We start from the raw sequence: 18,947 nt of genomic DNA, 5'->3' as shown, positions 1-18,947 counted from the left end.
GGCCACGCCACCCCCACCGGCGCATGAGCCTCGATCAGGCCCGTTCCTTCCTGGCCCGCATGCAGGACGACCAGGCCCTGCGCGCCGAGGTGCTGGCCGCCGCCACCGCCGACGACGTCGCCCAGATCGCCGCCGGCAGGGGCTTCGACTTCTCGGGCGATGAGCTGCTGCGCCTGTCGGGGAAGAAGGTCGGTCGGGTCACGGTGACCAAGCAGGACATCCCCGGGGAATACAACTGAGGGGTCGGCCGGCGCCGGCGGTCAGGCGACCGCCAGCCGGCGCCACTGGCTGCGGAACCTGGGCGGCACCGGATGGGGCTCATAATCCCTCGGGTCACTGGGTCCGTGACGGAGCACGGCATTGACGAGAAGGGCGGGGATCCGGCCCCGGTTGATGGCGCCATGGGGCACCCCGGGGGGAATGCAGACCCAGGTGGCCTCGTCCTCCCGCAGGGGGATGCGGCGCAGCTGGCGGTTCTGGAGCACTACCAGATCGATCGCCCCCCGCAGCACCAGCAGCTGATCGGTCTGGAAGCGGTGGCAGAAGAGCTCGAAGGCGTCGCCCCTGGCGATCTCGGCGATGAGGGTCTCGTCGCTGGTGCGGGGCGCGGAGAAGAGGGCATCCCCGTGGAGCGTGCGCTGGACGGGGACGAGCTCGACGGTTCGGGACAGGGCAGTTCCGGACAGGCCGGTTCGGGACAGGGCCATGGTGGTCACGGCAATATCGTTAACTTTCGCGACCGTTTTCCCGGGCGGTCGTCGTATCAGCTACCGACAACGGGAGGTGTCAGGATTCACGCGCGGTTGTCGCCGCACCGCCATCGGCGAAGCGCCGGTTCACCTCGTTCCAGTTCACCAGCGACCACCAGGCGGCGATGTAGTCCGGCCGGCGGTTCTGGTAGTCGAGGTAGTAGGCGTGCTCCCAGACATCCAGACCCAGCAGGGGCACCCCACGCTCGATGCCCGGCAGATCCATCAGCGGGTTGTCCTGGTTAGCGGTGCTGGTGATCGCCAGGCTGCCGTCGGGTCGCCGGATCAGCCAGGCCCATCCCGAACCGAAGCGGTCGGCCGCCGCCCGGGCGAAGCGCTGCTGCAGGGCTTCGGGCGAGCCGAAGGAGGCGGTGATCGCCGCCCCCAGTTCCGCCGAAGGGGCACCGCCCTGGCCCGGGGGCGCCATCACCTGCCAGAAGAGGGAATGGTTGTAGTGACCGCCGCCGTTGTTGCGCACGGCGGCCGGGTAGCGCGACATCCGGCCCTGCAGATCCTCCAGCGCCATCCCCTCCAGCTCGGGGTGGTCAGCGATCCGGGCATTGAGGTTGGCCACGTAGGCGGCGTGATGGCGGTCGTGGTGGATCGTCATCGTGGTGGGCGCGATCGCCGGAGCCAGGGCATCGACCGGGTAGGTCAGCGGCGGCAGCACAAAGGCGGCCAACGCCGGCGCCGGGTCGGCCACGCACACCGCCAGAGCCATCAGGGCGGCCAGGCCGCAGGCCCTCAGAACCCGAAGCAACGGAAGCAGGTTCATGGACCGGACAGGGCAGTGGGATCGGTTCTAACCGCTCCACCGGTCGGCGGCAGCGGCTCAGGCGGAACGCCAGTCCAGCCAGGGCAGCCCGGGAAGGATCGCGGCGGTCGCCTGGCGGTAGGCGGCGTAATCCGGATGGAGCAGCACCAGGCGGGCCTCCTCGCGGCGGGCCTTGAAGCCGAGCACGACAACCAGCCCCAGCATCAGGCCGAGATGCAGCAGGCTGCCCAGGGCCACGGTGACGCCCAGGGAGCAGAGGATCAGGGCCTGATAGAGCGGGTGGCGGCAGCGGCCGTAGGCCCCGGTGGTCACCAGGGGGACGTCGGCCATGGGCTCCGGCAGGGGGCTGAGGCTGGCGCCCAGGTTCAGGGCCCCCTGGCCGGCCAGCACCAGCCCGAGGCTGAACAGGGCCAGCCCCCCGAGACGCAGCGGCAGCGGCCAGGCCAGACCCAGGGAAGCGGGGGAGGGGGTGGCCGGCAGCAGATGGGCCACGATCAGGGCCATCTGGGCGATCAGCCACCACTCACCGCGGCGGTTGTCCCGCAGGCCCGCCCAGGAGAACCCCCAGGCGGTGAGCCTTGCGGCCAGGGCGTTCGGCATCGTGACCTCGCGGATCGGCGTCCACCCCCATGCTGGGCCCGGAGACGGCTCAGGGGCGCAGCAGATCCGCCACCAGGGGATCCAGGGCCGCCGGGTGGCGCAACAGCTGCTGGTGGGTCCAGACCGGCAGCATCCGCCGCGGCCCGATCGGCAGGACCGCCCGCCAGCCCGGCACCACCATCAGATCGAAGACCGTGGCGTAGCTCCGGCAGTCAATCCCCTGCAACAGGCTGAGGTCGGCATTGAGTTCCCGCAGCAACGGGCTGCCCACCTTGAGGTCGGCGATGCCGGCCAGCGGCCTGCGGGGCCAGGGCTGGGCCGTCAGGGTCCCCTGCTGGGGGCTGCCGAGGCTGATGAAGCGGCGGGTGCGGTCATGGCCGCCCATCCGCTGGATCCAGGTGCGGGCGATGACCCCGCCCATGGAGAAGCCCAGGATGTCGACCGGCGTCGCGCTCCCGAAGGCCGCCTCGATCGTGGCGGCGAGCCGCTCGGCCGAGGTCTCGATCGCGGCGGCACGCAAGGGGAGCGGCAGGGCCGGCTTCAGCAGGGGCTGGCGCCTGTCGGCCAGCCGGCGATCGAGTCGGTCGAAGACCCGGGGTGTGTCGAACAGGCCATGCACCAGGACCAGCGGGGGGCCGTGGGAAGGCTCAGGGCCGGAGGGCATGGCAGCGGCGGACGGCGCCCGACCATCCTGAGTCGCGACCAGAGAAAAGTCTTGAAGGGGATCCGGACCATGGACTGTCGATCAGCGGGCCGGCGTCGGGTCTCGCGGCTGATCGGTCCGTGGGGAATCTTTTGCAGGAAATCCGTTGCCGGATGGCTGGGTGAACTCTGTGAGTTGGTCTGGCCTTGGAATTGCAGGCTGCTCGACGGTGGCCGTGACGGACCAGCGGAGCGGTTGTTGCCTGAGGCTTACTTGGCCAGGGGAGGGGTGGAGACCTCGAGGGTGCGAAGCATGCTGGCGCTCGTCTGGGAGGTCGGGGTGATGCCCGCCGAGGAATCGGCCTTCGACTCGGGGAAGGGGATCACGACCATCGAAATCAGGAAGGCTGCACCGCTGATGGCGGCAACTGCCAGCTGGGCTACCGGGCTCACAGGATCCATGGCCGTCGTTTCACTGCCCTTTAAGAGTACACCAAGTTATCGCTCATGGCCATGGCCAGCGCAGCGGTGCTGCTGCAGCCCTGCCGCGATCGGGCTGAGGCACCAGGAAAACCGCCGCAGACAGGCCTTTCGGGAGGTGAAGCTCCCGGGGCTCGGGCCTCGCCGGTGGCAGCACGGCCACCCCCTGGCCCCCACACCGACCGTCGATAAACTGAGAAAGTGAGGAGAGCATCGGTGACTGGCCCCACGGGACCCACCCCCCAGGACCTGCCCCAGATGAACCGCTATGAGGCGCTGGCCCAGCGCTGGCGGCTTCAGAGCAACAGGACCGACGAGCTCCACGAGACCCTCCGCACCCATTCCTATCTGCTGCTCACCGAGCTGGCGACGGAGCTGGGGGTGGAAGCGAGGACCTGGAAGGAGCAGAGAAACCCCTTCCATCGCCGCTACGTCGAGTACCGGCTCTCCCCCTTTCCCGGATCGGACGGGGAGACCCGGATCGACCGCTACACCCCGAAGGGCGAGCTGGAATTCGCCATCGTCCTCACCTTCGATCACGGGGAGGACCAGTTCCCCAAGACCCGCTTCCTGGTGCCCCTGGCCACCCGCATGTACCGGCAGCACCCCCAGTTCTGCCTGTGGGACCCGGTTGCGGCGGCTCCCCTGGAGGGTTTCCTCTGGGTGGCCACCCGGCCTGCCGTGATCCAGGACATCCTCACCTTGCTGGATCGGGAGCTGGCCATTGACCCGTTCGAGGGGCCGCCGACGCCACCAAGGCTCGGTTATCTCTGAGCAGCCCGGGGGGGACGCCGCGGCCCTCAGGCCAGCACCGGAAAGCAGCCCCTGAGGCCACTGACGAGCATCTGGACGGCGATGGCGCTCAGCAACAGACCCATCAGGCGGCTGATCACCTTCTCCTGCAGTTCCCCCAAGGCCTGGCGCAGGGGCATCGAGGCGATCAGCAACAGATAGATGAGGATCGCCAGCAGGCCGATCACACCGCTGAGGGCGAGCCTGCCCTGCCAGGCGGCGGGGGCATCGGCCACCACCAGGGAGATGGCCCCCGGACCCGCCAACAGCGGCAGGCCGATCGGCACCACGCCGGCACTGTCCTCGGTGCCGTCGAGGGAACCGTGACTCACCTCCCGGCCATCGATCAGGCGCAGGCCGATCGGCAGCAGAATCAGACCCCCGGCCACCCGGAAGGCGTCCAGGGTGATGCCGAACAGGTCGAGCAGGCCCTGGCCCCACCAGCAGGCGGCGATCAGGGCACACAGAAAGGTGAGCACCGCCAGGCGACTGATCCGGCGGATCCGCACGGGGTTGCCCCCTCCGGCCTCCACCACCACCGGCAGCAGACCGATCGGCGAACTGATCGCCAGCAGACCGACGGCCGTGTTGATCAGGGACATGCGGGCCCCGGGGACACCGGCAGAGCGATGACCATCATCGGAGCCCCGGGGGCGCCGCCACGCCGGACACATCCGGTCATCACCCCGTGGTCCCGGCCCCATTGCGCCGTCGGCGAGCGTCGATTGACTGGCACGACCCTCCACGCTCGACCCATGACCGTCACGCGAGCCCGGCTTCGACGGCGAGCCTGCCAGGCCTCTCCCTTGCTCCTGGCCCTGCTGCTTCCCGCACCGGCGATGGCCACCACCTATCAGGCCCTCTGCGGCAACAACCCCTGCACCATCAACCTCGACGCCAACGGCATCGGAGACAGGAGGAGCTTCATCCCCATTGGCCGCATCGCCCGCTGGTACGCGGGCGGGCAGGAGACCTATGACAGCACCAACGGCACGGTGGGAGCCGTGGGTGGCGGCACCGCCGGGGCCATCGCCGGTGGCCTGCTGCTGGGCCCGATCGGCCTGGTGGGAGGGATGGTGGGCGGGGCCCTCGCCGGCTCCAAGGCCGGCAAGACGGCGGACCTCTACTTCACGGTGGTGGGCTACGACAGCGGCGGCGACAAGACGACGCTCAACTTCCGCTTCGTGAATCCCAGACCCGCCAACCAGCTGAAGCAGGAGCTGGCGGTGCTGACCGGCCTGGCCATGGGCGAAACCCGTTCCCTGGCGGAACTGCAACGCCAGCGGGACGGCCTGCCGCAGCGGCTCGGCAACGGCACCGGGCCGCAGTCGATTCCCTCCCAGTCCTATGTGTCGCCCTCCCGTTACCGCTGAGCCTCGACAGCCAGCCGGTCCAGGGACTCCTGCATGGTGGCCGTCACCCGCCGGTAGCAGGCCTGCACATAGGCCCGGTCGCGGCTGGCGGCGTGGCCGCTGCGCTCCAGGCGGATCGGCGGGCACACCCGCGTGTGGATCCGCACCGGCAGGGGCAGGTTGAGCAGCGGCCCCAGGGCCAGGCCCCAGGGAAGACCCAGGTAGAGGGGCATCACCTCGGGATCGATGCCGAACAGCCAGGGCATCCCCCGTTCGTGCAGCGCCCGGAACTGGGGGTAGAAGTCCTCCAGCACCACCAGGGTGTCGTGGGCCCCCCAGGAGATCACCGGGACGATCGGCAGGTCATGCCAGATCGCCAGGCGCAGGAAGCCGGTGCGGCCGGCGAAGTGGATGCGGCCCCGGTCCCGGTGGGGCCGGAAGGTGTCCTGCCCGCCGCCGGGATACACCAGCAGGCTGTTCCCCTCCTCCAGGGCCGCCAGGGCCAGGCGGGGGTGATAGGGGATGGCGCCGGTGCGGGCGGCCAGATCCGCCAGCGGCGGGTAGCCCAACCAGACCTTCGGGTGCGCCAGCCCCAGCACCGGACGCTCCAGGCCGAAGCGGCGGAACCAGTCGTACATGACCATGTGCATGTCGGGGGCCGCCAGGCCGCCGTTGTGGCTGCCCACGAACAACAGCGGATCGGCGTCGGGGATGTGCTCCCAGCCATCGGAGACGACGCGGAAGTAATGCGCGTAGAACCAGCCCCAGAACGGCATCAGCCGCTGGATCAACTGCGGATCCCGGCGTTGCCAGCGACGCAGCGCGGTCTGGCGGCAGACGGACATGGGGGAGAGGGGAGCGGGCTGGAGTCTGGCCACCGGAGGGGCGCCACCGGGGCGGTGGCTGCTCTTTCTAGGCTCACCAGGCGTCTGGAGCCCCATGGCCGAGCTCACCCTGCTGTTCGATGGCGGCTGCCCCCTGTGCCTGCGGGAGGTGCATACCCTGCGCCGCCGCGACCAGGGGGTGGGCCGGCTGGCCTTCGTCGACGTGAACGATCCCGCCTACGACCCGGCCCGCCACGGCGGCATCACCTACGCCGAGGCCATGGGCCGCATGCACGCCCTGCGCAACGACGGCGAGGTGATCCGGGATGTGGAGGTGTTCCGCCAGGCCTATGGACTGGTGGGTCTGGGCTGGCTCTACGCCCCCACCCGCTGGCCCCTGCTGCGGCCCCTGGTGGATGCCCTGTACGGACTCTGGGCGCGCTGGCGCCTGGCCATCACCGGCCGGCCGTCCCTGGAAGTGCTCTGCCGCGACCGCTGCGGGACGGACGCGGCAAGAGAAGCCGCACCAAGGTGAGATCGCTGAAGCGGCCATCCTGTTTGCATGACGTCAAGCTTCGGGCCTTGGGGGTTTCAACGGTTCCGGCAACCAATCCTTCCAGAAAAAAATTCCGGTGGGGGCCATGTCCTGACCTCCACCGGAACCGGATTCCAGGAGAAAGCCAAACCTAGGTTTCTTTTGTTTTGGATGTAGACGGAGGGACACCTTTGCCGGTAGCCGCTACAACCAGACGCGACACCCCTGGATCAGAATCGACGCTGTTGTTCGGCGCTCTACCGTCCTATCCGCGGCTCCGCCGGTGCCGTTCCTTCAGGGGTTGCAGTTCGGGCAATCACCAGGATCCGCCGTGCGCCGCCCATCCGGACGCGGCTTCTCCTCCCGGTGGCCGCAGGCCACGCACCCCCACACCTCGGCCCTGAGGCGCTCGGTCGGCTGGCCGCACCAGGCACAGGGAAGGCCGACGCGGCCATCGCACGGGCCCCAGCCAGGGGCGCCACAGGCTGGGCAGGGACGGGCGATCCGCCGCACCAGGCGGAAGGCCAGGGCCCGGATCGCGGCCCGGCGGGTCGGGTTGCAGTGGGCGCGCATGTCGGTCTCCAACCAGACCGACCCATCGCTCGAGGCCCGGGCACAGCGGCTCAGAGCCCCCGCAAGGGCGGCTTGCGTATGCAGGCCCTTGAGCAAAGGGGCGTCGGCACCGCCGCCAAGGGGACGGGCGATCAGGCCATGGGAAGGAAAGCCCACCCGAGCCAGCCAGTCCTGGATGTCATCCCCCGGCGTCACCCGCCGCCGGTCGAAATTGGTGCGCGGCGCCACCAGGCTCTCGGCGATCAGCCAACCGTCCCGGCGGTCCACGAGGGTCAGCCACTCGGTGCCCACCGTCAGCCAGGGGAGGGCGGGGTGGGGCCCGAAGCTGCCCTCGCTGGCCAGCCCCAGATCCAGACCCGTGTCGTCCATGCCGGCCTCCGCCTTGCGCCGGCAGGTCTCGAGGGCGTCGGCGGGACGGGGCCGTTCGCCGCTGAAGGTGCCGAGCTGATCGGTGTCAAAGCCGCTGGCCAGGACCAGGCTGAGGTCAAGGCCATGGCGGAAGGGCCTGGCCAGCACACGCTCCTTGCCATGACGGGTGGCCAGGCTGACCGGGCGCCCGGCAAAAACCGCCGGGGTGCGAGAGGCGAAGGGGGGCAATCCGATCACCGGGGCTTATCGGCTGGATTGGCAATCCTGCGTTGAGATAGCACCCATCAGCCGAATCCAGTCATTAATGTTCCCGGACTCCAACACCAGGTCCTCCCTGGTGCTTCGGGCACCTCAAAAAACACAACACCATCTCCTCTCTTCCGCAGCCTCCAACGCCGCCCGCCGGAGCTGTCCGCCATGCCATCCGCCGTGACATGACCCTCGCCATGCCCGCCCGACCACTGCGCCTGACCCTTCGGGCCGATGATCATCTGCCGGCTGACCTGAGCTGGCGCATCGACGATGGCTACATCCGGGCCAACACCTGGAATGAAGAGGGTGAATCCATCACCCTCGGCATCTGGGGGCCCGGCGAACTGATCACCCCCACCGGTTGCGGGGTGACCCCGTACGAGCTCATCACCCTCACCCGGGTGGTGGTGGTCGAGTGGGAACCCAGCGAAAGCGAAACATTGGAATTCATGCGGGATCTGTTCACCCAGACCACCCAGCTGCTGCAGATCCACCGGGTCCGACCCGCCGACTCCCGACTGCTGCGCCTGCTGCACTGGATCGGCGCCCGTTTCGGCCGGGTCAGCACCAGCGGCACCACCCTCTCGCTGGAGGACATGAACCTGACCCACCGCCAGCTCGCCGACATCGCCGGCATGACCAGGGTGACCGTGACCAAATCCCTGACCCGCTTCCGCAGCAAGGGCCAGGTCGTCAAGGTCAGCGAGGCCGATCTGCTCGTCCCTCGCGCCGCCAGCCCCCAGACCCCCAGCGACAACCCAGACCCCCTTCCCGTGGCCCCCTTCCCGTTCCCGAAAACCCTTCGCCATGAACCACCCGCCCACCGGAACGCCGGTTTCAGCACCCCATGACGCCATTCCCTGGCATCAGCAGCTCCGCCGCAGCCAGATCGTCCAGTCCCTCGAGGCCGTCCAGGATCTGATCGCCATTTCCCTCTGCCTGGGACTGTTCGGCGTGATGGTGCTGCAGCTGAAGCGAACCTTCTCGACCCTCTTCTCCGCCTCGGAGTTTCACGAGGTCACGGCCGACATTCTCTTCATCCTGATCCTGGTGGAACTGTTCCGCCTGCTGATCATCTACCTGCAGGAGCAACGGGTGTCGATCGGGGTGGCGGTGGAAATCGCCATCGTCTCGGTGCTCCGGGAAGTGATCGTGCGGGGTGTGCTGGAGACGGACTGGCAACAGATCCTGGCCGTCTGCCTGTTCCTGATGACCATGGCCCTGCTGATGGTGGTGAGGGTGTGGCTGCCGCCGACCTTCGCCGGCGTCGACCCGGAAGCCCAGGTGTCGGCACGGATGCGGCAGGTCCAGGAACACGGTGAGGGCAGCAATTCCCTGGCCGCTCCATCATTCGCAACGAGCAAGTCCGCGATTGATCAGGCTGTCTGATCGAACAGATTGGCAAGCCTGCTTGAACTTCCTACCCACCCATCTGATCCAGCCACTATTCTTGCCGGACCCCAAACAGGGGACCATCTAAAGCTCTCGAATCCATCCACCGACTCGAACATGCAGCTTCGCTGATTACAGCTTTCGATTTCAACTCAGTCAATCCGTTTTCTCCTCATGAGACTGTCGCCATGACAGCCTCTTTCTTTTGCTGAGCCTCCGTCTTCTCCCCCCCCTTTCCCAAATCCCATCACCATGGTCAAGCGACGTCGTTTCCTCGCCCTAGTCGGTGGAGCCCTCACCTCCACCATCGTTCTCGCCGGTTGCCTGGGCAACCCGCCCACCAGCACAGACGCTGGCGGCTCGGCCCCCACCACCCAGGCACCTGCCGCCGGCAATACCGATCTGGAGGTCAAGACCGTCAGCCTCGGCTTCATCCCCATCCTTGAGGGTGCCCCTCTCGTCATTGCCCTTGAGAAGGGATTCTTCGCCAAGCACGGTTTAGAGGTCAACCTCACCAAACAGGCCAGCTGGCCCGCGGCCAGAGACAACGTGGTGCTCGGGACAGGTGGCGGCGGCATTGAAGGTGGGATGTGGCAGCTGCCCATGCCCCAGATGATCACCGAAGGGGCGATCACGGATGGCAAAAAGGTGCCGATGTACATCCTCGCCATGTTGATGAGCCAGGGCAACGGCATCGCCGCGTCCACCAGCATCAAAGACGCCAACCTCGGCACGGATCTGAAGCCGGCCGTCCCGTTCTTCAAGAGCTTCTCTCAGAAGGAGGGGCGCAAGTTCCGGGCCGCCTACACCTTTCCCAAGGCCAACCAGGAGTTCTGGATCCGTTACTGGCTGGCCGCCGGTGGCATTGATCCTGACAAGGAAGTCGAACTGCTGACCGTCCCCGCCACCGAAACGGTGCAGGGGCTGCGCAACGGGACCATGGAGCTGTTCAGCACCGGCGATCCCTGGCCGACCCGCGTCGTCGATGACAAGATCGGCTACCTGGCCACCACCACCGCCTCAATCTGGCCGGTGCACCCCGAAGAGTTCCTGGCCATCCGTTCCGACTGGGTGGACAAGCATCCCAAGGCGACCATCGCCCTCATCAAAGGGGTGATCGAAGCTCAGCAGTGGCTCGACAAGCCAGAAAACAAAGCCGAGGCCGCCAAGATCCTTGCGTCACGGAAGTGGTACAACATCCCCCAACCCGTTCTTGAACGTGCCCTCAAGGGTGGCTACAAGCCCGGCACCACGGCGACACCGGAGACCGATCCCAAGATGGGTCCCCTGTACTGGAACAGCGATCGCGGGGTTATCTCCTATCCCTACAAGAGCCTGACCCTGTGGTTCCTGCTGGAGTCAATGCGCTGGAAGTTCTACCCCGAAACCATCAACAGCGTCGAGCAGGCCAAGGCCATCAACGACAAGGTCACCCGGGAGGATCTCTGGCGTCAGGCGGCCCAGGAACTGGGTCTCCCCGCCAGCGACATTCCCACCACGTCCAGCCGTGGCAAGGAGACCTTCTTCGACGGAGTCGTCTATGACCCGGAGAATCCCAAGGCCTACCTCGACAGCGTGAAGATCAAGCGCTGATCTTCAGGGCCGGGAACCCGATGGTGGCGGGCGTGCATGGATCCGCCCCCCACCATCCCCGGTCCAGTCCTTCGAATCGATCGATCCCATCTTTCCTTCCCTTCCAGGAGAACGTTTCCATGGTTTCCACCCCCAACGACGGACCTGCGACACCCCGCAAGTCCAAAGGCCTCAACCCTCTCACCTGGCTGCTGCGCAACAAGGGCAACTGGTTGCCACCGATGCTGGGCATCGGCGGCTTCCTGCTGATTTGGCAACTCACGTCCGCTTTCGGCGTCACGCGTCTGCCCTCACCCTCCAGCCTGTTCACGGAAGAGCGCACCCGCAACCTGATCTTCTATCCCTTCTTCGATAATGGGGGCCTCGACAAGGGGCTCTTCTGGCAGACCTTCGCCAGCCTGGGCCGGGTGGCCCAGGGCTACACCATCGCCGCCCTCGTGGGCATCGCCGTGGGCATCACGGTGGGTCTGAAGCCGTCGATCAACCGCGCCTTTGACCCCCTGTTCCAGTTCCTGCGCATGGTGGCCCCCCTGGCCTGGGTGCCGATCGCCCTGGTGGTGTTCCAGAAGAACCAGCCCGCCGCCATCTTCGTGATCTTCATCACCGCGGTCTGGCCGATTCTGATCAACACCGCCGAAGGCGTGCGCCAGATCCCGCAGGATTACCGCAACGTGGCCCTGGTGCTGCAGATGTCGAAGGGTCGTTTCTTCTCCAAGGTGCTGATCCCGTCGGCCCTTCCCTACATCTTCACCGGCCTGCGCATCTCCATCGGTCTGGCCTGGCTGGCGATCATCGCGGCCGAAATCGTCATGCCTGGAACCGTTGGCATCGGTTTCTTCATCTGGGATGCCTATCAGCAGAACTATGTGGGTGAGATTGTGCTGGGTGTGATCTGGATCGGGGCCATCGGCCTGATTCTTGACCGTCTGATGGTCTGGCTCCAGTCCCGCATTTCCGCTGGTCAGTAATTCAGGCAGATCCATGAATCTTTTCCCCACCCTCCAGGCCTCCGGAACCCTTGAAGCCTGGATGAGCGACAAGCGGAACGTGATCCGATTTCTGCTGGCCCGCATCCTGCTGATGACGGCCATGGTCCTGGCCTTCAGTTTCTTCTTTCTCACCCGACAGTGATCCGTCATGACAGCACTCGTTGATGTCCAGAACATCGAAAAGAACTTTCCCCTCAGCGGTGGGGGCAATTACCTCGCCCTGAAGGGGATTGATCTCGAAATCCGCAAGGGGGAATTCATCTCCCTGATCGGCCACTCCGGCTGCGGCAAGTCCACCCTGCTGAACATGATCGCGGGCCTGGATCTCCCCACCGGAGGCACCGTGCTCCTTGAGGGGGAAACGGTGAAGCGCCCCGGGCCCGACAAGATGGTCGTGTTCCAGAACTATTCCCTGCTGCCCTGGCTCACCGTCCGCCAGAACATCGCCCTGGCGGTCGATGAGGTGATGCCTGATCTGTCCAAGGCCGACAAGGATGCCGTGATCGAAGAGCATCTGGAGATGGTGGGGCTGACCCCGGCCGCGACCAAACTCCCAGGCCAGCTCTCCGGTGGCATGCGCCAGCGGGTGTCCATCGCCCGGGCCCTGGCCATCAAGCCCAAGCTGCTCCTGCTCGATGAACCCTTCGGCGCCCTTGATGCGCTGACACGGGGCAACCTGCAGGAAAAGCTGATGCAGATCTGCAACGAGCACGAGCTCACCGCGGTGATGGTCACCCACGACGTGGACGAGGCCGTGCTGCTCTCCGACCGGATCGTGATGCTCACCAACGGACCGGGATCGAAGATCGGCGGCATCCTTGAGGTCGACATCCCCCGGCCCCGGGCGCGCCTCACGGTGGTGCACCACCCCAGCTACTACAGCCTGCGCTCGGAGATCATCTATTTCCTCAACCGCCAGAAGCGGGTGAAGCAGTGGCAGGCCCGGCCCCACAAGGTGCTGGCCCGCCACGGCCTCGAGAAGGTGAATCTCGACCTGGGCTTCATCCCCCTGGCCGCCTGTGCGCCGCTGGCGGTGGCCGAGGCCAAGGGGTTCTTCACCAAGCACGGCCTCGATGACGTGCACCTGGTGCGGGAAACCAGCTGGCGCGGTGTGGTCGACGGCCTGGTCGACAACACCCTCGATGCCGCGATGATGCCCTCGGGCATGCCCACCTGGATGACAGCCGGCGGCCACGGCGCCGATCCGCTGCCGATCGTTTCCGCCCTCACCATCAGCCGCAACGGCAACGAGGTGACCCTCGCCAAGAGGCTGGCGGAACAGGGGGTGAACACCGTGGAGGACTACCGCGCCTGGCTGGGAAGCCACGAGCGGGAACCCCACCGCATCGGCATCGTCCACCCCGCCTCGATGCACAACCTGCTGCTGCGCTACTGGCTGGCGGCCAACGGCATCGATCCCGACAAGGACGTCCACCTGCAGACCCTGCCCCCCGCCCAGATGCTGGCGGACCTCAAGGACGGCTCCATCGACGGCTACTGCATCGGCGAACCCTGGAACTTCCGGGCCGCCAGCAGCGGGCACGGCGTGCCGATCGTGGGCGATCTGGAGATCTGGTCGGGGCACCCCGGCAAGGTGCTCGGCGCCCGCGAGGACTGGGCCCTGGCCTATCCCAACACCCACATCGCTCTCACCAAGGCCCTGCTGGAGGCCTGCCGCTACTGCGCCGACCCCGCCCACTGGGCGGAGATGAGCGAGCTGCTCAGCGACCGGCGCTACCTCGGCATGAAGGCGGATCTGATCCGCTTCAGCGGCCAGCCCGGCGAGACCGGTCCCTTCGCTCCCCACGGCGAGCCCCACCACCTGTTCTTCGGTGCCGGCCTCAACCGGCCCAGCCGCACCGAGCACCTCTGGATCCTCACCCAGCTGGCCCGCTGGGCCGAGATCCCCTTCCCGCGCAACTACGTGGAGATCCTGGAGCGGATCTGCGCCGTCGGCGTCTTCAGCACGGCCGCCCGGGAGCTGGGCCTGGAGGACGTGAGCTACCAGCGCCAGGGGATCGAGCTGTTCGACGGCCGTCCCTTCAACCCCGAAGACCCGATCGGCTACCTCAACGAGGTGTCCCTGCACCGCGATTTCAGCATCGCCGAAATCCCCATCGGCCAGCCCCGTCTGCTCCGCGCCTGAGCGTCCCCATCCGTCCGCCATCACCCTTCCATGACAACCACTGCCACCCAGCCCCTGCTGCGCTTCGACGCGCTGGGCAAGGTCTATCCCACTCCCACCGGCCCCTACCCGGTGCTGGAGAACATCAACCTCCAGGTGCAGCAGGGGGAATTCGTCTGCGTCATCGGCCACTCCGGCTGCGGCAAATCCACCCTGCTGAACATGGTCTCGGGCTTTTCCATGCCCACCTCCGGCCAGGTGCTGCTCAACGGAGTACCGATCGAAAAACCAGGCCCCGATCGCATGGTCGTCTTCCAGGGCTATGCGCTCCTGCCCTGGATGACGGCCTACGAGAACGTCTACCTGGCCATCGATTCGGTCAAGCCGAAGATGCCCGACAGGGAAAAGCGCGACATCGCCATGGAGCACCTGGCGATGGTGGGTCTCGACAAGGCGGCCGAGAAGCGCATCACCCAGCTCTCCGGTGGCATGAAGCAGCGGGTGGCGATCGCCCGCGCCCTGGCCATCCGTCCGGAAGTCCTGATCCTCGATGAACCCTTCGGGGCCCTCGATGCGATCACCAAGGAGGAGCTGCAGGAGGAGCTGCTGCAGATCTGGAACACCCAGAAGTGCACCGTGCTGATGATCACCCACGACATCGATGAGGCCCTCTTCCTCGCCGATCGGCTGGTGATGATGACCAATGGCCCGGCTGCCTCCATCGGCGAAGTGATGACCATCGACTTCCCCCGGCCCCGTAATCGGGAGGACATCATGGAGGATCCGAAGTACTACGAGCTGCGCAACACCGCCCTCGACTTCCTCTACAACCGCTTCGCCCACGACGACGTGGAATGAGGCCCACGGGGCGGGTCAGGGCCGATCGTTTCTGCCAGGATGCGCCCCCATAAGCGGAGTTGCTCTGGTGCTGCGGACATCTCCGTCCCTGGCCGGCCTGGGTCTGGCCCTGGCCGCGGCCCTGGCCGCTGCACCACCGGCCCGGGCCCTCGAGACGATCGAGCTGAAGCTGCCCCTGGTCGAGACCACGTTCTCGATCCGGCTGGCGGAACTGAAGGATCCCAGGGCCCTGCTCGCCGGCAACAGTGATCTGGCCGAACTCAACCAGGCCACCAGGGGCGCCATCGGACGCTCCCTGGTGGATCTGTTCAACGCCCCCCTGCCCCTGCAGGCCCTGGACGTGGCCCGCCAGGTCGTTCCCTCGCCCCTGGCCCAGCAGGCCCTGCTGCTGCTCTCCTCCCTCGGGGGGGTCGATGGTCTGCCGGCCGACGTGTCGAGCGACACGGTGCTGAAGGTGCTGGACCAGGCCGCCGGCCGGGGCCCCCTGACGATGCTGGGGGTGCTCCTGGCCGTGCCGGGCCGGACCGCCAGCGTCGATGTGGGCAAGGGCCTGTTCCTGCTCCAGCGGATGAACGCCCAGCTGCTGGCGGCCCACCGTCTGCTGGAGGGGGAGACTGCGGCGACGGTGACCCCCGCCCTGCAGAATCCGGGCCCCCTGCCCGTGCGTCGCGACACCCTGTCCCTGCGGGTGGCCTACCGGCCCCAGCCCCTGGAGGTGGTGGTGATCCGACCCACCCACCAGGCGTCAGGCCGGCTGGTGGCCATCTCCCATGGCCTCTGGGATGGGCCCGAAAGCTTCGAGGGCTGGGGACGGCATCTGGCCAGCCACGGCTACACGGTGCTGCTGCCCCGCCACCCCGGCAGTGATCGCACCCAGCAGCAGGCCATGCTCTCCGGCAAGGTGCCACCGCCCGGTCCAGCGGAGCTGCGCCTGCGCCCCCTCGACATCTCCGCCCTGATCGATGCGGCGGCCGCCGGAAAGCTGGGTCTTCCGAGCGGACTGGACACCGGTTCGGTGGTGGTGCTGGGCCAGTCCTGGGGCGCCACCACGGCCCTGCAGCTGGCGGGCGCCCGACCCACCTCCCAGCAGCTGCAGAAACGCTGCGGCGATCTGCAGGATCCCCAGCGCAACCTGAGCTGGGTGTTGCAGTGCAGCTTCCTGGGCGCCATCGACCAGGCCGCCCTGGCCGACCCGCGGGTGAAGGCTGCCGTGGCGGTGAGTCCGCCGATGTCGCTCCTGTTCGAGACCGGAGCCAGCCCGGTCTTCCAGGGCCGGGTGCTGCTGGTGAGCGGCAGCCGTGACTGGGTGGTGCCCCCCGGTCCCGAAGCCATCGCTCCGATGGCCCGGGTCGCCCGCCTGGGGAACAACGGCCATCGACTGGTCCTGGCGGGCGGCGGTGATCACTTCAACATGGGCTCCCCCTATGACCGGGGCGGCGGGCCCCTGCGGGGGCTGCTGCTGGCCTGGGTGAACGGAGCCTTCGCCGCCGGCCCCGCCGTCGCCCCCGGGCCCGGAGCCCCGGCCCTGCTGCCCACGGGTGGCTGGGGGGGTGACGGCCTCACCCTGGTCGACGTGACCGACCGGCTGGCGAGTTGGAACCCCTGAAGCGCCGGTGCCCGTCGTCTGACCCACACTTGATCGGGCACCCAAGGATCCGGCCACCCGATCGATGCCCCCCCTGCCTTCCCTGCCCTCAACGGCCCACGCCTGGGGCGCCACCGGCTTGGCGGCCCTGCTGATCCTGGCCGGGCCGGCGGCCGAGGCCGCCGAGCAGGTGGTCTTCGTCAGCGGAGCGTTTCGCCGTTCGATCCCCGTCGCCGACCTGGAACGGCTGGCCCGGACCGGTGAGGCCGTGGGCCTGCTGGGGGATGCCCTGCGGCTGGGCGGCAAGGACCCCGCCGAGGTCGGCAGGCTGCTGAACCACCGGGTGACGCTGCCGCTGGCGCTGACCACCCGGCTGCTCAGCACCCGCTTCGGCGAGAGTGCTCTGGAGCGGCTGTCCGGCATCCTCTATCCGCTGAGGGCGCCGCAGGTGGGCATGGTGGCGCTGCGGTCGGCCACGATCCTGGGGATCGAGTCCGGCTCGGGAACGCTCTCGGCGGTGGGATTCCTGCGGGCCTACCCCAACGAGGAGGTCGCCATCAACCTGCCGGCCCTGCAATCGGCCCTGGCGGGGCTCAGCGGCATGGGCCATGTGGTGAAGGAGTTTCTCGAATCCGACCTCGGCTCCAACCTCGAGCGGATGCAGGAACCCGGCCCGCCGGCCAGCCCCTGACAGCGCCATCCCCGGTCCGGGCCGGCAAGCCGGGGCTCAGGCCGGCCGCTTCAGAATCGCCACCAGGGCCGCCAGCTGGGGACCCTCGAGGTGGAACAGCCCCGGCTCGGCGCTGGCCTGCCAACCGCGTTCCTCCAGTACCGCATGGATGGCGGTGCGGATGGCCCGGGCCTGGGATTCACCGGCGACGGGCAGGACCTGGACCGTCTCCTGGTGCCCCCCGGGGTCGGCGGGGCTGTCCCTGATCTCCAGGCGAAACCAGCGCAGACCATCCGGCATCGACTGGGCCGTGAGGTGAAGCTCGCAGCGGCAGGCGCGGAGGCCACGATCCACCTCCCGGCCCAGCTGCAGGGCCAGGTCGCCGTCGGCCTGGGCATCGAGGCCGAGCTCGGCATGGAAGGCGGCCGCGCGATCCTGCTGCTGGGCCTCGGTGGCTTGGCGCCGTCCGCGGTCCGCCTCCTCCAGGAGGTGCTCCTGCCAGGCATGGGCCACGAACACCGGCAACAGGCTGAGGTCGCTGGCCTGGAAGGCCCGCGAGAGGTTGTCCGGGAGGGTCGCCGTGCTGCCGTCCTGCGCCCTCAGGAGCAACCAGTCCTGCAGGGCCGTTGCAGACTCAGCCATGGTTCCAACCTTTTATTCAATTTTCATTCACCCTAGCCTCATTTTTGTCCTTCGTCCCCCTCGTGGAGCCACAGGGCGAGGCCGCCGCCGCGACCCCGGGCCGCCAGCCACCCCGAGCGTTCGGCGGCGATCAGGGCGAAGAAGGGCCGGCGCAGCGGATCGGGCTGGGGCAGAGTCCGCTCGATCAGCACCCGCCCGCCCAGCAGCAGCAGCAGGCGCTCGAAGCTGAAGACCAGCAGCGGGCGGCGGCCCTCCAGACGGCCCACACCCTCGAAGCGAAGCTCCAGAACACCAAGGCGCACGCTGTTGGCCAGCCGCAGGTCCCCAGCCTCCGGACCGGCCCCGTCCGCGGACAGCCGCAGCCGGGCCGCCAGCCCCCGCAGCAAGACGGCGGCCACCGAGGCTGGCTCCCGGCTCCCCTTGTTCCAGATCCGCTCCAGTCGCCAGCAGCCGACCAGGTCCGCCGTCGTCAGGCCGCTACCTTCCCGGCGGCAGCGGCGTTCCCGTTCGAGCAGCCATGGGGCATCGGGGATCACGGCAGCGCCTCTGAAAGCAGCTCTCGACGCTAGTGACCCCCACCTCGCAACCACCAGCTGCTATTGAGAATCGCTTGCAAAAGTGCCGGTGGAGCGTCTAGGTTGAGAGCTATTCGCAATAAGGCCCCTCTCTTCGCCCGATGCGCTACCGCTTCCTCCCCGACGATCCCGTCAGTGCCGTGCGCATGCCCGCCGGTCAGACGGTTCTGCTTGACCCCACCCCCCGCCCCGGCGGCTCCTGCCTCGAGGTCCTCGACGGCATCGCCCGCGTCTATTGCCCCTGCGAGGAGACCGAGGGGATGACCCTGGCCTTCCTCCAACCAGGCGACCAGCTGCGCACCGACCGCCTCTGCAGCGAGGGCGTCTGCGTCGAGGCCCTCACGCCCCTCTGCTTCCGCAGCGATGCCGAGCCCCTCGAAGGCCATGGCTTCGATCCGGTCAACGAGTGGACCCTGCAGCTGCTGCGCATCCGCCACCTCGGCAGCGCCGAGCAGCGGCTCCATGCCCTGCTTTCGCTGCTGGTGCGCCGCCTGGGGCGCCGCTGCGGCCCCTGGTGCGACCTCCCCTTCCGCCTCACCCATGAGCGCATCGGGGAGCTGATCGGCACCACCCGC

24 protein-coding genes are annotated in these 18,947 nt (G+C 67.9%); 14 read left to right on the top strand and 10 right to left on the bottom strand.

Translation table 11 applies throughout. From position 1 onward, the window contains the following. Nucleotides 1-23: 23 nt before the first annotated feature. Nucleotides 24-239 (top strand): Nif11-like leader peptide family natural product precursor, encoded by a 216-nt coding sequence (locus KUG38_RS01090; RefSeq protein WP_015108575.1) that lies wholly within the window; start codon nt 24-26, stop codon nt 237-239. Between the two features lie 21 nt (nt 240-260). Here the strand turns inward: KUG38_RS01090 and KUG38_RS01085 are convergent, their stop codons facing one another. The 5 genes from KUG38_RS01085 to KUG38_RS01065 all read right to left on the bottom strand — a co-directional run bounded on the left by KUG38_RS01085 (nt 261) and on the right by KUG38_RS01065 (nt 3,228). Continuing rightward, nucleotides 261-707 (bottom strand): cupin domain-containing protein, encoded by a 447-nt coding sequence (locus KUG38_RS01085; protein WP_094584209.1) that lies wholly within the window; start codon nt 705-707, stop codon nt 261-263. 79 nt (nt 708-786) lie between these two features. Then, on the bottom strand, nt 787-1,524 hold the full coding sequence (locus KUG38_RS01080; protein ID WP_286195486.1) for a superoxide dismutase: 738 nt from the start codon (nt 1,522-1,524) through the stop codon (nt 787-789). 57 nt (nt 1,525-1,581) lie between these two features. Continuing rightward, nucleotides 1,582-2,124 (bottom strand): methyltransferase family protein, encoded by a 543-nt coding sequence (locus tag KUG38_RS01075; protein ID WP_216918659.1) that lies wholly within the window; start codon nt 2,122-2,124, stop codon nt 1,582-1,584. A 49-nt stretch (nt 2,125-2,173) separates the two neighbouring features. Next, nucleotides 2,174-2,788 carry an esterase/lipase family protein gene (locus tag KUG38_RS01070; protein WP_216918658.1) on the bottom strand — a complete coding sequence of 205 codons (615 nt, stop codon included), beginning with the start codon at nt 2,786-2,788 and terminating at the stop codon, nt 2,174-2,176. A 248-nt stretch (nt 2,789-3,036) separates the two neighbouring features. After that, the gene (locus tag KUG38_RS01065) at nt 3,037-3,228 is read right to left on the bottom strand and encodes a hypothetical protein (RefSeq protein WP_216918657.1); all 192 of its coding nucleotides are present in this window, start codon (nt 3,226-3,228) and stop codon (nt 3,037-3,039) included. Nucleotides 3,229-3,462: 234 nt separating this feature from the next. On the opposite strand from KUG38_RS01065, the gene KUG38_RS01060 reads away from it, so the two are divergent. After that, nucleotides 3,463-4,020 (top strand): hypothetical protein, encoded by a 558-nt coding sequence (locus tag KUG38_RS01060; RefSeq protein WP_216918656.1) that lies wholly within the window; start codon nt 3,463-3,465, stop codon nt 4,018-4,020. 26 nt (nt 4,021-4,046) lie between these two features. Here the strand turns inward: KUG38_RS01060 and KUG38_RS01055 are convergent, their stop codons facing one another. Next, nucleotides 4,047-4,640, bottom strand: a complete 594-nt coding sequence (locus KUG38_RS01055) for a MarC family protein (RefSeq protein ID WP_158219475.1) — start codon at nt 4,638-4,640, stop codon at nt 4,047-4,049. A gap of 153 nt (nt 4,641-4,793) precedes the next feature. Between KUG38_RS01055 and KUG38_RS01050 the strand changes: the two genes are divergently transcribed. Continuing rightward, nucleotides 4,794-5,411 (top strand): hypothetical protein, encoded by a 618-nt coding sequence (locus KUG38_RS01050; RefSeq protein WP_216918655.1) that lies wholly within the window; start codon nt 4,794-4,796, stop codon nt 5,409-5,411. On the opposite strand, the gene KUG38_RS01045 is transcribed toward KUG38_RS01050, so the two are convergent. After that, complete coding sequence (locus KUG38_RS01045; protein ID WP_216918654.1) at nt 5,402-6,235, bottom strand: lysophospholipid acyltransferase family protein; 834 nt, start codon at nt 6,233-6,235, stop codon at nt 5,402-5,404. The genes KUG38_RS01050 and KUG38_RS01045 overlap by 10 nt on opposite strands. A 94-nt stretch (nt 6,236-6,329) precedes the next feature. Between KUG38_RS01045 and KUG38_RS01040 the strand changes: the two genes are divergently transcribed. Further along, complete coding sequence (locus tag KUG38_RS01040) at nt 6,330-6,749, top strand: thiol-disulfide oxidoreductase DCC family protein (protein ID WP_216918653.1); 420 nt, start codon at nt 6,330-6,332, stop codon at nt 6,747-6,749. A 294-nt stretch (nt 6,750-7,043) separates the two neighbouring features. Here the strand turns inward: KUG38_RS01040 and KUG38_RS01035 are convergent, their stop codons facing one another. Next, complete coding sequence (locus KUG38_RS01035; protein ID WP_353617680.1) at nt 7,044-7,928, bottom strand: DUF6671 family protein; 885 nt, start codon at nt 7,926-7,928, stop codon at nt 7,044-7,046. Nucleotides 7,929-8,137: 209 nt separating this feature from the next. Here KUG38_RS01035 and KUG38_RS01030 point away from each other — a divergent pair, with 209 nt between their 5' ends. The 9 genes from KUG38_RS01030 to KUG38_RS00990 all read left to right on the top strand — a co-directional run bounded on the left by KUG38_RS01030 (nt 8,138) and on the right by KUG38_RS00990 (nt 17,176). Then, a complete protein-coding gene (locus KUG38_RS01030; protein WP_216918652.1) occupies nt 8,138-8,794 on the top strand; it encodes a Crp/Fnr family transcriptional regulator in 657 nt (218 codons plus the stop codon). After that, nucleotides 8,751-9,332, top strand: a complete 582-nt coding sequence (locus KUG38_RS01025; RefSeq protein ID WP_216918651.1) for a phosphate-starvation-inducible PsiE family protein — start codon at nt 8,751-8,753, stop codon at nt 9,330-9,332. The genes KUG38_RS01030 and KUG38_RS01025 overlap by 44 nt, the downstream gene beginning before the upstream one ends. Before the next feature lie 255 nt (nt 9,333-9,587). Next, on the top strand, nt 9,588-10,928 hold the full coding sequence (locus KUG38_RS01020) for a CmpA/NrtA family ABC transporter substrate-binding protein (RefSeq protein ID WP_216918650.1): 1,341 nt from the start codon (nt 9,588-9,590) through the stop codon (nt 10,926-10,928). A 119-nt stretch (nt 10,929-11,047) separates the two neighbouring features. Then, complete coding sequence (gene ntrB / locus KUG38_RS01015; protein WP_216918649.1) at nt 11,048-11,896, top strand: nitrate ABC transporter permease; 849 nt, start codon at nt 11,048-11,050, stop codon at nt 11,894-11,896. A gap of 13 nt (nt 11,897-11,909) precedes the next feature. After that, nucleotides 11,910-12,059, top strand: coding sequence for a hypothetical protein (locus KUG38_RS01010; RefSeq protein WP_216918648.1), 150 nt, complete (start codon nt 11,910-11,912; stop codon nt 12,057-12,059). 6 nt (nt 12,060-12,065) lie between these two features. After that, complete coding sequence (locus KUG38_RS01005) at nt 12,066-14,063, top strand: ABC transporter ATP-binding/substrate-binding protein (protein WP_216918647.1); 1,998 nt, start codon at nt 12,066-12,068, stop codon at nt 14,061-14,063. 30 nt (nt 14,064-14,093) lie between these two features. Next, entirely contained in the window at nt 14,094-14,900 is an 807-nt protein-coding gene (locus tag KUG38_RS01000; protein WP_216918646.1) for a nitrate ABC transporter ATP-binding protein, read from the top strand. Between the two features lie 67 nt (nt 14,901-14,967). After that, nucleotides 14,968-16,506 (top strand): alpha/beta hydrolase family protein, encoded by a 1,539-nt coding sequence (locus tag KUG38_RS00995; protein WP_216918645.1) that lies wholly within the window; start codon nt 14,968-14,970, stop codon nt 16,504-16,506. 64 nt (nt 16,507-16,570) lie between these two features. Continuing rightward, entirely contained in the window at nt 16,571-17,176 is a 606-nt protein-coding gene (locus KUG38_RS00990; protein ID WP_216918644.1) for an alpha/beta hydrolase, read from the top strand. 36 nt (nt 17,177-17,212) lie between these two features. Here KUG38_RS00990 and KUG38_RS00985 read toward each other — a convergent pair whose 3' ends face one another. Together KUG38_RS00985 and KUG38_RS00980 are read right to left on the bottom strand one after the other, a co-directional pair. Continuing rightward, nucleotides 17,213-17,797, bottom strand: coding sequence for a hypothetical protein (locus KUG38_RS00985; RefSeq protein ID WP_216918643.1), 585 nt, complete (start codon nt 17,795-17,797; stop codon nt 17,213-17,215). 38 nt (nt 17,798-17,835) lie between these two features. Then, nucleotides 17,836-18,333, bottom strand: a complete 498-nt coding sequence (locus KUG38_RS00980; protein WP_216918642.1) for a hypothetical protein — start codon at nt 18,331-18,333, stop codon at nt 17,836-17,838. Nucleotides 18,334-18,473: 140 nt separating this feature from the next. Between KUG38_RS00980 and KUG38_RS00975 the strand changes: the two genes are divergently transcribed. Continuing rightward, nucleotides 18,474-18,947 (top strand): cyclic nucleotide-binding domain-containing protein (locus KUG38_RS00975; protein ID WP_216918641.1); only part of this gene is annotated, 474 nt, incomplete at its 3' end.

Source organism: Synechococcus sp. CCAP 1479/9 (genome assembly GCF_019038535.1).
In the GTDB taxonomy this organism is placed as follows: Bacteria; Cyanobacteriota; Cyanobacteriia; order PCC-6307; family Cyanobiaceae; genus Cyanobium.
This window is presented reverse-complemented; position numbering and strand designations above follow the sequence as displayed.